The following is a 15,758-nucleotide window of genomic DNA, read 5'->3' as shown; positions in this document are numbered from 1 at the left end:
CCCCGTGATTTCTGATCATATTTAGGAAAGTTCCTGAAACGAGTTCAGCACTACATCTTTTAGCTATTTCTTGCTCATCTCTGTAAAGTGCTTGTAAAACCACGGAATGGTTTCAATTCCTTTGAGGTAATTCCATATCCCAAAATGTTCGTTTGGCGAATGGATCGCATCGGTATCGAGACCAAAGCCCATTAAGATGATCTTACTTTTCAACTCTTTTTCAAACAAGGAAACAATTGGAATACTTCCTCCACTTCTTTGCGGAATTGGCGTTTTACCAAAAGTTTCTTCATAAGCTGCGCTTGCCGCCTGATAACCGATAGTATCTATTGGAGTTACGTATGGATATCCACCATGGTGTGGCTTCACCTCAACTTTTACAGAATCTGGAGCAAGACTTTCAAAATGCTTTTTGAATAATTCGGTGATCTCTTTCCAATCCTGGTCTGGAACCAAACGCATCGAGATCTTAGCATAAGCTTTTGAAGGAAGCACAGTTTTAGCACCTTCACCGATATATCCTCCCCACATTCCGTTCACATCCAGTGTTGGTCTTATCGAACCTCTTTCCAGAGTTGAATATCCTTTCTCTCCATGAACATCTTTGATATCCAGTTTTTCCTTGTACTCTTCTAAACTGAAAGGTGCTTCTGCCATCTTAGCTCTTTCTTCGTCGCTGAGATTTTCAACATTGTCATAAAAACCTGGAATGGTGATATGATTATTCTCATCCGTAAGCTGAGCGATCATCTGGCTCAAAATATTCAATGGATTCGCTACCGCGCCACCATATAAACCTGAATGCAGGTCCCTATTTGCGCCGGTCACTTCAACTTCCACGTACGATAGTCCGCGAAGACCCGTGGTAATAGACGGAGTATCTTTGGAAATCATTCCGGTATCTGAAATAAGGATCACGTCATTCTGAAGTTTTTCCTTATTCTCCTTGATCCACCAGTCAAGGTGCTCACTCCCAACTTCTTCTTCACCTTCTATCATGAACTTGACATTACATGGCAGCTCATCATTCTGGGTCATGTATTCCATCGCTTTCACGTGCATATACATCTGCCCTTTATCGTCACAAGAACCTCGAGCAAAAATTGCTCCTTCAGGATGGATTTTGGTTTCCTTGATCACAGGTTCAAATGGTGGCGAATCCCAAAGATCTAATGGATCTGGCGGCTGAACATCATAATGCCCATAAACCAGTACCGTTGGTAAATTCTTATCTATGATCTTTTCAGCATATACTACAGGATGCCCCGGAGTTGGAGAAACCTCTGCATTATCACAGCCAGCTTCCAGCAACCTTGCTTTAACCGCATCTGCAGCTTTCAGCATATCGCCTTTATAAGCAGGATCGGCCGAAATGGAAGGAATTTTTAGAAGATCCACCAGCTCATCCAAAAACCTGTCTTTATTCTTATCTAAGTATTCTTTTATTGAATCCATGAATTTAATTTCGAATTTGCGTAAAGTTACTAAGTTCTCTTTGGAAAACTATAATCGAATTCCCGGCTCTTTCTTAAGTGTGCGCTAAAATTTTTTGTTATTTCTAAAAAAATTATGAATTCAGGAGAATCTGAAAATCAGAACGTTGAAAACAGCGATTTTTAAAGGCTGATTTTTTCGCGAAATTTTTTTCAATATTTTCTTCGAACACTATTTGAAATTTAAAAACTATAATTATATTTGCACCCGCTTAAGTAATTAAGCAGGGAATCACAACGAGTCCTAAGTGTTGTGAAACTTTAAATGCGGGCGTGGTGGAATTGGTAGACACGCTAGACTTAGGATCTAGTGCCGCGAGGTGTGAAGGTTCGAGTCCTTTCGCCCGCACGAAAAAAGCCGACTATTCTTAGTCGGCTTTTTTATTTTCTGTACTTTCTTATAATTCCGTTAGATATTTCTTTAAAACCTTCAGCAGTCTTACCTCCTCTATATGTTTATTGATATAATCATTACACCCCATATTTATTGCAATATCCCTGTAACCGTCTTTTGAAAAAGCAGTCTGCGCAATGATTGGGATCACTTTATCAAATTCCCTGATATTTTTAGTGGCATCCAGCCCACTAATTTTTGGCATTTTAATATCCATTAGAATCAGATCTATATTCGGATTATTCCTGGCAATTTCAACCGCTTCTTCCCCATCTTTTGCACGAATACTATTCAAACCAGATTTTTTCAGATATTTGGAAATAAGCAGGTAGCTAATATTATCATCTTCAGCTACCAGAATATTTCTATTCATAAGCCTTTCCGGCAATTGTACTTCTTCCACAACTTTCTTTCTTTTCATCCTTTTATATGGAATTGAAAAGTAAAAAGTACTTCCTTCGCCAACTTCAGATTCCACCCAGATATCACCCTGGATCAAATCAATATATTCTTTTACGATTGACAAGCCCAGTCCGGAGCCTTCATATGCCCTGCTTAATTCCTGATCTCCCTGTACAAATGGATTGAAGATAGCTTTGATTCGTTCTTCAGATATTCCCTCACCAGTATCCTGAACGTAGAAAACAAGCATGTCGTTCTCTTGATAATTTCCGAAACTCACTTCACCAGCCTTACAGAACTTTATAGCATTACTAATAAGATTAGTGAGAATTCCGTCCAGAATATTTCTATCTGACTCAATCAACGCCTCTGCACCTGTAATCTGCTCTTTGATACTAAATTCAACATCTTTTTCCCTGGCCAGAGTTTGAAAGAACTGCAAGTGGTAATTCATGACTTCCTCAACATTCACCAACCTAATCCTGACCTCAACAATTTTTGACCTGATCTTCGAAAATTCCAATATATTATTGATCGTGGTTAGAAGTCGTTTTCCACTTTTGGAAACGATGTCTATATATTTCTTCTGAGCATCCTTATCCAGATTTTCAGATCGCATTAATCTCATGAAGCCAAGAATTCCATTCATTGGTGTGCGGATCTCATGAGACATATTCTGTAAAAATGCAGTTTTAAGGCGTTCGCTTTCTTCTGCTTTTTCTTTTGCTTTCAGCAATTCGGCATTACGCTGCTCCAGAGCCTTTGTTTTCTCCCTAACCTCACGACGAAGCAGAAAAGTAAAAACGGTCGCTAAAATCAAGATTAACAGCAATCCGAGAATGATATATTTCAGATAGACAGGAAAAGGACTGCTTACATCTCTATTGAACCAGTCATGAATGATCTTGTAATATTCAGAATTAGAGTCGTTCTTAAGTTGAGAGAGATTTTTATCAAATAAAACAATGAGATTGGAGTCTACATTTTTAGAAAAGGCCAGATAAAGATTTCCTGGCCTAAGCATAATACCGGTTGCCACTATACTTTTCTCATCATATAACTCTGAAAAATAAAAGAACCGAGTTGCTAGCAACACATCAATTTCAGAATTTTCCAGAGAAGCAATACTTTCAGGATAGGTAGAAAAAGTTAATATTTCATAATCAATATCGAGTTCGTCCTTTAAATCATCCCTTAGATATTCCTCCTGAACGGAACCTTCCAGAACTCCGATTCGTTTACCTTCCAATTCTAATACTTCCCCAATCTTATTATTCGGCGTTGTGTAAATCTCCAGCCAGGATGAGATCACAGGAACAGAATTAAATTTGAAAATAGAATCCCTGGATTTAGAATATGCCACATCTGGAACAATATCTATTTCCCCATTACTGGCTGCAGTCAGAAGATCTGCCCAATCTTTATGAATATACCGTACCTTTAAATGTTCCTTTTCGGCTATATAATTGATAATATCCACGAAGATCCCATCAGCATCGCCCTTCTCATTAGTGAAGATCTTTGGCGGATTTTCATAAATACCCACTCTTAGCTCTTGCTTTTTGCGTCCATTTTGCTGTGCCTGTAAGCTACTCAAGCCAAACAGGCAAAAGATGCAAACAAGTAGAATTAAGTATTTTTTCATTTAATAGAAAATAATAGCAATCTTGATTATTTCGGGATAACAGTAATTCTCCAGGGATGGAAAAAACTACCTATCAAATATAAATAATTAAAAGGTAGGGTTTTAGATATTCGTAATTATGGGGTTATTGAACAGATCATCTTCAGAATTTAAACTGATGTTTGATTTAGTTTTTAAGATTGAGTGATTCAATGTTCTAATTGATACCATGAGAATTGCTTTACTCTAAACTGATGGTTTTACCCGTTTTGGAGCTTCTTAAAGCAGCATCGAGAATTTGCATTACGATCATATTATTCTCTAGAGTACTTAAAGCAAATTTATCCAGCTTGATTTCGTTTCTAATAACTGCCCTGAAGAGAGAAAAAGGATCGTTATATGGATATTCTCTTTCTTCCAGTTTGAAACTCTCTTCCTGAAAACCATCATAACCTTCCGCGATTCTTAGTCTAAGATCATTTCTATTATCGGCATAGATTACACCTGTAAGTCCGTAGATCTCCATATCCTTTCTTCCGATTGGCCAATTCCAGGATGCTTCGATCAAAGCATTAGAATCATCATAGGTAAGAATAATATTGGCCTCATCATCTACATTTGGATTGTTCTCTTTCTGAAGTTGCTGAGTTACTGCAGTGACCGTGTTTGGCTTTTCTCCATTTTTCAGCCAGGTCATCAAATTGGCACCATAACAGCCAAAATCCATTAAAGCACCTGCTCCGTTCTGCTTAGGATCAAGCAACCAATTTAGAAACTCCTCGTTAATTCCCAATTTCTTTGGCCCTTTATGTCCATCACGAACTATGACCTTTCTTAATTCGCCAACCCTGTCTTCCTTTAGCATTATATAAGCCTCATGGTTCGTGGGATACCAGGTTGTTTCATAATTAGTGAATAGATGAATGTTATTTTCTTCTGCCAGGGACTTCATTTTACTGGCATGTTCCAAACTCACCGCCAGAGGTTTTTCCACCATTACATGAATGCCTCGGGGGGCAAAGAATTCCACCACTTCTAAATGCTCATAAATACTTCCAAAAGCGGCAACCGCTTCAGGTTTTGAATTTTCCATCAGTTTTTCCATTGTTGGGTAGACGAGATCCATCGAAAAACCATGTTGTTTAGCATATCTTTCCGCTAATTCATTATCAGGTTCTACAATTCCAACAATCTCGACATCTCCAATTTCCTCACGACCTAAGATCCAGTGAACATGGGTATGGGTTAGGCCAATAACACCCAGCTTAAGAGGATCGGTTTCGGTTTGAGCATATATATTTGAAAATACATTCATAGCAATTAAAAGGAATAATAGTAATCTGGACTTCATATTTTTATTTTAAATGTTCAACTCGTTCTGTATTAATTAAGATTTTCCTGAATTCTGGGAGATACTTATAAATCCAATTAACAGGAAAAGAACTGTAAATAGTTTTTTAATCATGAGATACTACTTCAATTTTTGAGCGATGAGAACAAGGTCCTTCACCCCTTCTTTGTTATTCCTATTTTCCAATCTTTCTGTAAAGATTATTTCCAGATTACACTGGCTGGCGATCACACGCAGATCCTTTTCCTGATAAAAATATGTTGGTAATTGCTCACCCGTATTATTTGATGAACTCATGTTGCCAGACTTATCATATTCATCTTCCATCAGGCTTAAATACAAATATGATTTTGATTTTAAAATGTTACTTGCTTCCTTCAAAAACAATTCAACCTCGTTTTTTGAAAGATAAGGCAAACAAAATCCCGCGACGATAGCATCAAAATTTTTATCAATTTCAGAAATATCTGTACAATCCAGCACCCTAAAGTGAGCTTCCGGATTATTCTTTTTTGCCAGCGCTATCATTTTTTCCGAAATGTCAATTCCCAGAATTTGAAGATCCGGTCTTCGGTCTAAAAGATATCTGCTAATATTTCCCGGTCCGCAGGCTACATCAAGAATGTCTATATTTTCAGTACCTAACTCGTCTAGCAATGTATTTAAAGATCTGGAATACATGGTAACTGACATGTATTTATCCTGATACGCCTTGGCGTATTTTTCGAAAATTGCTTTTATGTTATCCTTACTTTTCATTCACTTAACAAAAACACTCATTTATTTGATTTTCAGTGTTTTAATAATATTTTATACCTTTATACGTAGTTCATAAAAGGATTTACAATTAAATCCGAAAAAAAGACTAAATTAGATTTCCCCCATTTTATTTTACTGGTTTACAGCAGAATACCCGGAACGCTCTCCTACATTTTACCAACCAAAAACAATGTCATGAAAGCAAAAATTACCATTCTTGTATTCTTCATCAGTCTATTTTCCATCAACACATCAATTTATTCGCAGAACAACCCAATGATCACTCTTGAAGTTGACACTGAAAACATCAATGAAAACAATATTGATGAAATGGCCACCTTCGGGCAGCCTTCAGAAACTAAAAATAGAGATTTTACGCTTGAAGTTGAAATGGGAGATGTAATTATCTGGCAGGGACGCGCAACTCAATCCAGTGGAGGGCTGGTTAGAATTAAATTATTTCGCCATGATGATGGTGTGAAATTACTTGGCACCTCAAGAATAGCTGAACAGAATGACACTGGTGTAGTTGTAGGTAAAGTTCAGGCCGGGAACCCGGGAGATATCGAAAAGTATACCTTAAAATTTGAAGTTCGTAAACGAGGCTCGCAAACCTGGACCGAATATTTCATAGATCCGAAATTAAAACTAATTCTTTCAGAATAAATTACCGTGTATGATTAAAAGGCCTGGAGGGCATATAACTTTTCACAGCTGCAGAATCTCATGTATCCTGCTGTTATGCCTTTCCATGTTCTATTCAAATAGCTATTGCCAGGAACAGGCTATTGCAGACAGTCTCGAGATCTTGTATGAAAAAGGCGGGAACAATATTAGAGCAGATCTTAGCTTTCTAAAACAATTAGCTGAAAATTACATTGAGCCGGCAAAAAAATTAAAATATTCCCGGGTGCTTATTAAAGCTGCGAAGAAGGTAGACAGTACAAGATATATCTATTCCGGTTTATTACAGCAAGGAAACGCTTTTCAGTCTAAAGGAGACTACAGCAATGCACTGGACAGTTATTTCCAGGCAGCCAAACTTGCCTCCACAGATGAAGAGTCTGGAATTATAAAACTCACCATTGCCGATGTCTACTCACTAACCAAGAATTACGCACGTTCAGTAACTTACTACGATGAGGCCATACAATTTTTCCGGAAGGCCAATGATTCAATTCCACTGGGCTCTGCACTATTCAACGCGGGAGACGGTTATCTTAAATCTAATCATCTGGACAAAGCCCTGGAATATATTAGGGAGGCTGAAACCATCTTTCTGGATCAAGGTTTTAAGATCGGTGCGGCATATTGCACGGGGACTTTAGGTTTGATCTATGCAAAGCAGGGTGAAAATGAAAAAGCTGAAGCAAATATTCAGAAGGCAATTCAGATCCTGGAAAGGGAAGAAGACTACTCTCCAATTTCTGAGTTTCTAACCGGTATGTCTGAGATCTATACTGAAAAAGATCAGGATTCTATTGCAGCGGAGTTTGCGATACTCAGCCGGGATCTCGCTAAAACTTACGGCTATAAGAATGAAGTGATCGCAGCCAACCTGAAACTGTCAGAAATCTACGAAAAGACAGGTAATTTCCCGGAAGCTTACAGATCTTACAAGGAATATATAGTCTATAAGGATAGTGTTATCAATGTTTCTACTGCGCAAAATATGGCGGGTTTGAGGGCAGATTATGAAGTTTCTCAGAAACAGGCTGAAGTAGATCTTTTAAACGAACAGCGGAAAAACCAGCAATTGGTGGTAATCTCTATTGCTGTCGCCTCTTTTCTGATATGTCTCCTTGCTTTCGGACTATATCGCAGGAATCGATTTATCAAAAGAACAAGCGCTATTATTGAAAAAGAAAAGAACAGGTCAGAATTGTTATTATTGAATATTTTACCTGAAGAAACCGCGAAAGAACTGAAGAAAAATGGCAAGGTAAGAGCCAAAAAATTTGAATCGGTCACCGTTCTTTTCGCCGACTTTAAAAGATTTACACTAATCGCAGAAAAGCTTCCACCGGAACGACTTATTAAAACCATTGATTACTATTTCTCAAAATTCGACAAGATCATGGAGAAATATGATATAGAAAAGATCAAAACTATAGGAGATAGCTACATGGCAGCAAGCGGACTGCCCTTCCCGACACCAGATCACGCATATAGAATTCTGATGGCTGCATTTGAAATGACCCAATTTGTAAAAGACACCAAGGAAAACTCACTTTACGACGATGCCGATTTTGATGTGCGTATAGGTTTAAACTCGGGCCCGGTAGTTGCCGGCGTGGTAGGCACCAAGAAATTCGCTTATGATATCTGGGGTGACACGGTGAATATCGCTGCCAGGATGGAATCACATTCAGAAATTGGCAGGATCAATATTTCAGAAAACACCTATGAGCTCATAAAGGATAAATTTGAGTGTGAGTATCGTGGGGAAGTTGAGGTGAAAAATGGCAGAATTCTAAAAATGTATTACGTGAATATCGCGAAAGAAAATAAAATGGTTGGTTAATTCGTAACTCCTTCAAATCACTTTTTTTAGTCTCACTTTACAGAATTTATAATTTTCCTGCGCAATCATTTCAGATTCCTGAATTTTCGGGAATCAATTTCACGATTCTGTTAAAACTTGTCGATTATCGATGATTTTAGGTCCTTGTAGAGGTCATGTATAGGTAGTATTCTTGCGACTCCACAGCATTCACTATAGTTTTATGCGAAACTATTAATTTAACCTATCAATTATGAAGAATACTACATTAAAAAGGCTAAAAAATTACGCCTTTTTCATTTTTATGATTTTCGGAATTCAGAATATTTCGGCACAATGCCCAAATATTGTCTGGCAGGATGAATTCGACGGAAATTCATTAGACCTTACAAAATGGAATTATCAGATTGGTGATGGTTGTGACCAGAATATTTGTGGCTGGGGAAACAATGAATTACAATCTTACCAACAGGATAATGTAGAGGTTAGCAATGGAACTTTAAAAATTACTGCAAGAAAAGAAAGAATCAGAGGTAGCCAGTACACCTCAGGTAGAATCAATTCTAAAGGAAAAGGTGATTTTACCTATGGAAGATTTGAAGCGTCTATTAAATTACCACAAGGTGACGGATTGTGGCCGGCTTTCTGGATGCTATCTACCAATGAAACCTATGGCTCATGGCCTCAAAGTGGGGAGATTGACATCATGGAATATGTGGCCTCCACTCCAGATGAAATCCTTGGATATATACACTACGGTGATCTATACCCAAATAACCAATCGCAGGGGAATACCTATAACCTTCTCAACGATGTTTATTATAATGACTTTCATGAATTCGCTATAGAGTGGGAACCTGGAGAGATAAGATGGTATATGGACGGTATATTGTTCTCCACTAAAACTCCAGAAGATCTTGACCCTGCTAACTGGCCCTTCGATAAGGACTTTCATTTCCTTTTGAATGTAGCCGTTGGTGGTAATCTAGGAGGACCGGTGACAGACAGCATGTTACCTGCCACCATGGAAGTAGATTATGTTCGTGTCTATGACAGTTTTAAACCTTCAATAAAAGGAGAAAATGTTGTTTCAAATCAGGAAGAAGGAGTTATTTACACTTTAGATAATTTAAACTCTGGAACGAATGTAAACTGGACAGTGCCAAATGGTGCGACAGTTGTAAGCGGACAGGGTACAAATTCAGCTACTTTTAATTTTGGATCTGAAAGCGGAACAGTAACTGCCAGTTTTGATGATGGATGTGCATCTCGATCGCTAAGAATGCAAATTGAAGTAGAACCACCATATGTAAAGTCATTTTCTTTTGAGAACTTTGATGAGCCAGCTACAGCAACTTTTGATTCTGCTACAGGAACCCTGACCGAAGTTTCCAATCCAGGATCTAACAGTATTAACTCGAGCTCACTTAGCGGTAAATATGACAGAAACAGCCAGGAACAATACGACCTTGTAGTTTATAATGTTTCAAATTTTAATGATGCTTCTTTATATACTAAAAAAGACAGAAAGTTTTATCTAGACGTTTATACTTCAGCGCCTATTGGTACTGAGATCATTTTACAACTTGAAACTACAGAAGCCACAGCTTCGAATTTCCCAACAGGACGTCACAGTAGATATGTAGCAACTATAACCGAAAATAACAACTGGCAGCGTCTAGAATTTGACTTGTTAGACAGACCAGATCCAGCAGCTTCAAACAGCGGAGTTTCTAAAATGATACTGCTTTTCAACTCAAACAGTTTCACAGGAGACACCTATTATTATGACAATCTGGATAGTTATGAAGTTGATAATGGTACAAGTACAAATCAGGATCCAACAGTTACTATAACAGATCCTACTGATGGCGCTGAATTTAATACAGGTGAAACCATTAGTATTACAGCAAATGCTTCAGATGCAGACGGAACGATTTCTAATGTTGAATTTTTTATCGATGGAGTTTCTGCAGGAACCTCTACATCTGCACCTTATTCCGTAGACTGGCAGGTAACCCAGGGATCTTCAGAAATTACAGCAATTGCTACAGACGATCAAAATGCTACCGCTACTTCAGCTATAGTATCAGTTACAGGAATTTCAACTGGCAGTGCTACTTCCATGCATGTCGCTTCAATAACCACAGGAACAGCTAGTGCCGGAAAAGGAGCGAAATTTGGAACGGCAACGGTTAGCATCATAGATGATCTTGGAAATCCAGTTCAGGGCGCGAACGTTACTGCTACATTCTCAGGAAGTTTTTCTGAGCAGGTATCTGCTGTGACCGATAATCAGGGTAACGCCGCTTTGCAGACTCAGAACAGTGCTAAAGGAACAGTTATAGTGGAACTATGTGTAGATGATGTAACAAGCACTTCGCTTGCTTATGCTCCATCTGAAAATGCGCTAACCTGTACCAATACAAATAAACAAGCCTCAACTTTAAAAACGATTTCAGTGAATGAGAACGATAAATTAACTGAAGAACCGGAAATTAAATTTTTGATATCTCCAAATCCAACTCGAAATGTTGTTAGATTCTCACTAGAAGATATTAAGAGTGCCAATCAAATCAACATTTATGATATGAGTGGTAGAATGATGCTAAAAAGAAGGATCACTTCTGAAACAGGACAGCTGGATATTTCAGATTTTCCACAAGGAGTTTATATAGTAAAGATCCAGAATGAGAAGAATGAGACCAAGACAGTGAGACTGGTTAAGAAATAAAAGATTTTAAAATAAATGTAGAGAAGCATAGATCGAAAGGTCTATGCTTTTTTAATTCGAATAGAAGGTTAAAAATTGGCTATTCCGCTCTTAACCTTGAACTTCTGGTTCTAGGATGTGTCATTAATCTACCGGTAATAGTCCAGCCAATCCCAAGTCCAACTAGCATTCCTGCAACTATATGAACATCTGTTCTTGGAAAAAAATAACCGATTAAAATTCCACTAATAATAGCCCCGATCCCGAAGATTCGCACTTTGTTCATAATTACTCATTTGTAGGTCTTTGTAATCAAAATGCTTAGTAGGGCTGGCATTGACGTAGGTTTAAGACCTGATTTGGACCATAAACATAAACAATAATTTCAAATACCGGTTACTTTCAACCATGAAATTTGCCATTTTTCGACAATTTAAGCGCTGATTATCAGCTGATCATGATTTTACATTCATTACAGCTCATACTAAAGCTGGTTTTTCTACTTCCTAGGAATTAAGCAGCTTTTGAAATTTTTCCACGAAAAGTCCTAAATGATAGCCATCCATTAAAGCGTGATGAACGTGAATGGAAACTGGCATCATTTTTTTTCCATTTTCAGTAGTGATCTTTCCGAAAGAGATTTTTGGACAGGAATCACCTTTCTGGAAACTTCTGGAATGAGACAGCGAAGTGAATTTCACCCATGGTAACGCAGAATAGTGAACTTCATCCAAACGCACTTCGTCAAGCATTAATCCGCTGCCAGACCTAATTCGCTCGATTTCCTTCCCGGCATTTTCCAGGAATTTAGATAGATCATCATTATGAGCAATATTAGAGAAACCAAAGGTCTTATCTTCCCTGCTAATGGTAGCAGATGCATTGATCTTATCATATATAAAAACCTTATTATTTTCAATGCGATATCTAAAGGATTCAATAGAATTAACGGTTTTAGAAGCCAGGTAGAGATAATATAAAAAGAAGGAAATATTCTCATTCTTACATTTTTTATAAGCCAGAGTACAGTCTACATCTACCGTCAAACCGAAGAAAGGCTCTTCAAATTGGGTGAAAAAATTAAAGTGTTCTTTTCTATTCCAGGTAGAGATATCAAGTTCAGTCTTCATTTCGCTTTGGTTTCAGCTTTTAAAAAGAGGCAAAATTAAAATTTTAATACTTATTTCTGTTTAGAAAATTGAGCGATTTGAGAAACATTCAAAATTTTTCATCTTATTAAATTCAGTTGAAAAAAGTTTTATTTTAACAGCTTTCGAAATTGTGAATATCTATTTTCTTCTGAAGGATCCCGAATTTCTTTAAGGTCTATATTTGGCCTCCCAAAAAAAAGAAGATATGAGCGTAATATGGTACGAGTGTAAAGTTAAATACAGAAAAACACACGAAACCGGTGAAAGCAAAATAACTACTGAAAATTATCTTCTTGATGCAGTTTCTTATACAGAAGCCGAATCAAGAATTACGGAAGAAATGGCTGCTTACACCAGTGAAGAATTTAAGATCACGAATATTAAAGTTGCTAATTTTTCTGAAGTACACCCTTTTGAAAATTCAGACAGATGGTTTAAATCGAAAGTTTCTTTGATCTCTTATGATGATGAAAGCGGGAAAGAAAAGAAATCGAATATCTATATGCTTATTCAGGCCAATGATGTGAAAGAAGCATATGAAAACACTGAGCAGGCATTGCAAAATACTACTGGCGACTATTCTATACCTGCAATTGCAGAATCACCAATTTTAGACGTTTTTCCATATTTTACAGGAGACGAAGAGGAGGCAGAAAAATTTGCAACTATTAAGGATTCTGAACCAGAAAAAGAGGAAGAGGTTCTGGAAGAAAATGAAGTTATCTAGATAAAAAAGAGGTTGTTTCAATAATACTGAAACAACTTCTACACTTATGGGTATTAATTTTAAATACCAGATTTTATGGCGAAAAACTACACAGCCTGAATTGAAAACCCAATCGCAATTACCTTATAATCAAATTCAAACAACGCTGGCATAAGACTTGCTAGTGAGCAAATCAGTATGATTTAATACATCAGGCAATATGAATTCTAGCTATAAAAATTTAGCACACAATATTCCGGCATCGAATGAAGCAGAAAGTATTCAAGACGGAAAAAAGCCGAGGAACATCTGGGGAATAGTTGTTCTTTTCAGCACATTTATTTTGATGATCGGGGCGGCATTCCTGGTTTTTAATCTTCAAAGTGATTTTACAGCATATAACATGGAAAAAATGAATACCACATGGGGATTCATTTTTTCAATTATCGCCGGAGTATTATTCCTATATCGGGCGGCATTTTTTATCTATAACCTTTACCTGTATTTCAGATATAAACCTATCAAATCTGTTAGCAACGAGGCATTACCAACCACGACGGTAATAGTTCCCGCATATAACGAAGGAAGGCAGGTTTACGCGACCTTAATGAGTCTGGCAAAAAGTGATTTCCCGGAAGAGAAATTGCAGTTACTCGCTATTGATGACGGAAGTAAGGATGATACCTGGCATTGGATGCAGGAAGCAAAAAAGGTGCTTGGTGACCGTGTAGCGATCTATCAGCAACCAGAAAACAAAGGAAAAAGGCATGCACTGTACCGAGGTTTCAATCTTGGAACTGGAGAGGTATTCGTAACCGTGGATAGTGATTCTGTTGTTAACGAAGATACATTGCGTAACCTCGTGAGTCCATTTGTAGTGAATGAAAAATGTGGTGCCGTGGCTGGTAACATTAGAGTCCTGAACAATCAAAAGGCGCTTCTACCAAAGATGCTGAACGTAAACTTCGTTCTTAGTTTTGAGTTTATGCGTTCTGCTGAAAGCACCCTGGAATCTGTTCTTTGTACTCCTGGTGCATTAGCTGCTTATCGAAGTTCAGCAGTTTTTGAATGTCTTCCGGAATGGATCAACCAGACTTTCATGGGTCAGGCTTCAGATATCGGGGAAGACAGAGCCATGACCAATATGATACTTAAACGTGGTAATCATGTGCTATTCCAGAGAAACGCTTATGCTTACACCAATGTTCCGGAAAGGTATAGTGGACTGTACAAGATGTTCATTAGATGGGGGCGAAGTAATGTGAGAGAAAACATTGCGATGTCTAAATATGTATTTACAAATTTTAGAGAAGGTTCAAAAATTGGTTCAAGATTACTGTTTATCAACCAGTTCTTGAAGATCATCATGAGCTACCCGCTTATATTCTTAATGTTCTTTTTTGTAGCCTCACATCCTGTACTGTTTTTGAGCTCAACGCTATTAAGCATTTTTATCTTATCAAGTTTCCCGGCACTCTTCTACGCTAAAAGATATAAGTCAACAGAATCGTTCTGGGCGTATTCTTACAGCATTCTATATACATTCGGGTTATTCTGGATCACACCTTACGCGATCGCTACTGCTAGTAAGAGCGGCTGGTTGACCAGAGAATTGAGTCAGAAGAGATAATTTGAACTAATAAAAATTGAAAGCCGCCTATCGATATCAATATTGGGCGGCTTTTTTATTTTATACTTTAATACATTTTATTGTTATGTTGAGATTTGTCCGGGATCTGCTGAATAGCATCCGAATGCTCACAGATCTTTCCTTTCTCATCAAAACGGAAAAAATCCATCGTGATATATTCATCATTTCCTGGCCAGGTTTGATACGTATGCAAGGAGACCAGATTTCCTTCAGCTATACATCTCACAAATTCAATTAATTTCTCAGGATATTCATCCTGCATCCTATTAAAATAGTCGATAAATCCCTGTTTCCCATCCTTTACATCTGGATTATGTTGAATGTATTCCTGGCCAACATAAAATTCTACAGCCCTTTCTGGATTGCCTAAATAAGCCATTCGGTAAAAATCAACAGCAGTTTCCTTGTTTTCTTTAAGACGACTCTTAGCTTTCTAATTTGATAATTTATTATAAAACTAGAATGCCTCTGAAACCTCTTGCGGCATAATAAGATTCAGCTCCATTATGATAGATAAAAACATGGTTATATCTAAAATCTCCGAATAATGCTCCTCCTAATTCACGAATTTCATTAGGGGTCTTTAACCAGCTAGAAGTTTTACTATCAAAATTTCCCAGTTCCTGAAGCTGTCGATATTGAATCTCATCTAATAACTCCACTCCCATTTCATTTGCAACGGTCAATGCACTATTTACAGGCTTATGTTTTTTTCTTGATTCCAACGCCGCATGGTCATAACAATAACTTCTGCGTGATTTCGGACTTTCAGCAGAACAATCAACAAAACTGATGTTTTCACCGTCTAATGCAAAACCTACAACATCCGGTTCACCACCAGTCTCTTCCATTTGAAAAAGCGTGTTTAATTTATCAGGATCCTCATTTAGTCTGGATTCGATAGTCTTCCATGAAAGATTTTTATGCCGGTGCATGTTCGCTTCAAACCTCTCTCTCAAAATGTTTTTAATTTCTTCCCTTTCTACCGTAGACAATTCCATTAATATCAGA

The 15,758-nt window shown here is 37.6% G+C and carries 13 protein-coding genes and 1 tRNA gene; 6 read left to right on the top strand and 8 right to left on the bottom strand.

Translation table 11 applies throughout. The annotated features are described in order from the left end of the window. Window positions 1-63 precede the first annotated feature (63 nt). Window positions 64-1,455 (bottom strand): dipeptidase, encoded by a 1,392-nt coding sequence (locus RE431_RS01215; RefSeq protein WP_309560138.1) that lies wholly within the window; start codon window positions 1,453-1,455, stop codon window positions 64-66. A 305-nt stretch (window positions 1,456-1,760) separates the two neighbouring features. Between RE431_RS01215 and RE431_RS01210 the strand changes: the two genes are divergently transcribed. Next, window positions 1,761-1,842 (top strand) — tRNA-Leu (locus RE431_RS01210). Window positions 1,843-1,891: 49 nt separating this feature from the next. On the opposite strand, the gene RE431_RS01205 is transcribed toward RE431_RS01210, so the two are convergent. The 3 genes from RE431_RS01205 to RE431_RS01195 all read right to left on the bottom strand — a co-directional run bounded on the left by RE431_RS01205 (window position 1,892) and on the right by RE431_RS01195 (window position 6,023). Then, the gene (locus RE431_RS01205) at window positions 1,892-3,934 is read right to left on the bottom strand and encodes an ATP-binding protein (protein WP_309560137.1); all 2,043 of its coding nucleotides are present in this window, start codon (window positions 3,932-3,934) and stop codon (window positions 1,892-1,894) included. Between the two features lie 220 nt (window positions 3,935-4,154). Next, the gene (locus RE431_RS01200) at window positions 4,155-5,264 is read right to left on the bottom strand and encodes a Gfo/Idh/MocA family protein (protein WP_309560136.1); all 1,110 of its coding nucleotides are present in this window, start codon (window positions 5,262-5,264) and stop codon (window positions 4,155-4,157) included. A 120-nt stretch (window positions 5,265-5,384) separates the two neighbouring features. Next, window positions 5,385-6,023, bottom strand: a complete 639-nt coding sequence (locus RE431_RS01195) for a class I SAM-dependent methyltransferase (RefSeq protein ID WP_309560135.1) — start codon at window positions 6,021-6,023, stop codon at window positions 5,385-5,387. Between the two features lie 195 nt (window positions 6,024-6,218). Between RE431_RS01195 and RE431_RS01190 the strand changes: the two genes are divergently transcribed. The 3 genes from RE431_RS01190 (at window position 6,219) to RE431_RS01180 (ending at window position 11,260) form a co-directional block, all read left to right on the top strand. Beyond that, entirely contained in the window at window positions 6,219-6,689 is a 471-nt protein-coding gene (locus RE431_RS01190; RefSeq protein ID WP_309560134.1) for a hypothetical protein, read from the top strand. Between the two features lie 85 nt (window positions 6,690-6,774). Then, window positions 6,775-8,547: an adenylate/guanylate cyclase domain-containing protein gene (locus RE431_RS01185; RefSeq protein ID WP_309560133.1), complete on the top strand. Its 1,773-nt coding sequence runs from the start codon at window positions 6,775-6,777 to the stop codon at window positions 8,545-8,547. Window positions 8,548-8,779: 232 nt separating this feature from the next. Next, complete coding sequence (locus RE431_RS01180; protein ID WP_309560132.1) at window positions 8,780-11,260, top strand: family 16 glycosylhydrolase; 2,481 nt, start codon at window positions 8,780-8,782, stop codon at window positions 11,258-11,260. 79 nt (window positions 11,261-11,339) lie between these two features. Here RE431_RS01180 and RE431_RS01175 read toward each other — a convergent pair whose 3' ends face one another. After that, a complete protein-coding gene (locus tag RE431_RS01175; protein ID WP_309560131.1) occupies window positions 11,340-11,525 on the bottom strand; it encodes a hypothetical protein in 186 nt (61 codons plus the stop codon). A 220-nt stretch (window positions 11,526-11,745) separates the two neighbouring features. Beyond that, complete coding sequence (locus tag RE431_RS01170; RefSeq protein WP_309560130.1) at window positions 11,746-12,369, bottom strand: CatA-like O-acetyltransferase; 624 nt, start codon at window positions 12,367-12,369, stop codon at window positions 11,746-11,748. Between the two features lie 226 nt (window positions 12,370-12,595). Between RE431_RS01170 and RE431_RS01165 the strand changes: the two genes are divergently transcribed. Together RE431_RS01165 and RE431_RS01160 are read left to right on the top strand one after the other, a co-directional pair. After that, complete coding sequence (locus tag RE431_RS01165; protein WP_309560129.1) at window positions 12,596-13,117, top strand: DUF4494 domain-containing protein; 522 nt, start codon at window positions 12,596-12,598, stop codon at window positions 13,115-13,117. A gap of 199 nt (window positions 13,118-13,316) precedes the next feature. Beyond that, window positions 13,317-14,726 (top strand): glycosyltransferase family 2 protein, encoded by a 1,410-nt coding sequence (locus RE431_RS01160; protein WP_309560128.1) that lies wholly within the window; start codon window positions 13,317-13,319, stop codon window positions 14,724-14,726. Window positions 14,727-14,793: 67 nt separating this feature from the next. On the opposite strand, the gene RE431_RS01155 is transcribed toward RE431_RS01160, so the two are convergent. Next, entirely contained in the window at window positions 14,794-15,126 is a 333-nt protein-coding gene (locus RE431_RS01155) for a nuclear transport factor 2 family protein (RefSeq protein WP_309560127.1), read from the bottom strand. A 70-nt stretch (window positions 15,127-15,196) separates the two neighbouring features. After that, window positions 15,197-15,748, bottom strand: coding sequence for a DUF4256 domain-containing protein (locus tag RE431_RS01150; protein ID WP_309560126.1), 552 nt, complete (start codon window positions 15,746-15,748; stop codon window positions 15,197-15,199). Window positions 15,749-15,758: the final 10 nt, after the last annotated feature.

Origin of the sequence: Christiangramia sediminicola (genome assembly GCF_031344135.1) — a bacterium.
GTDB lineage: Bacteria > Bacteroidota > Bacteroidia > Flavobacteriales > Flavobacteriaceae > Christiangramia > Christiangramia sediminicola.
Note: the sequence above shows the minus strand (reverse complement) of the source record. Positions and strands in the feature narration are given on the sequence as shown.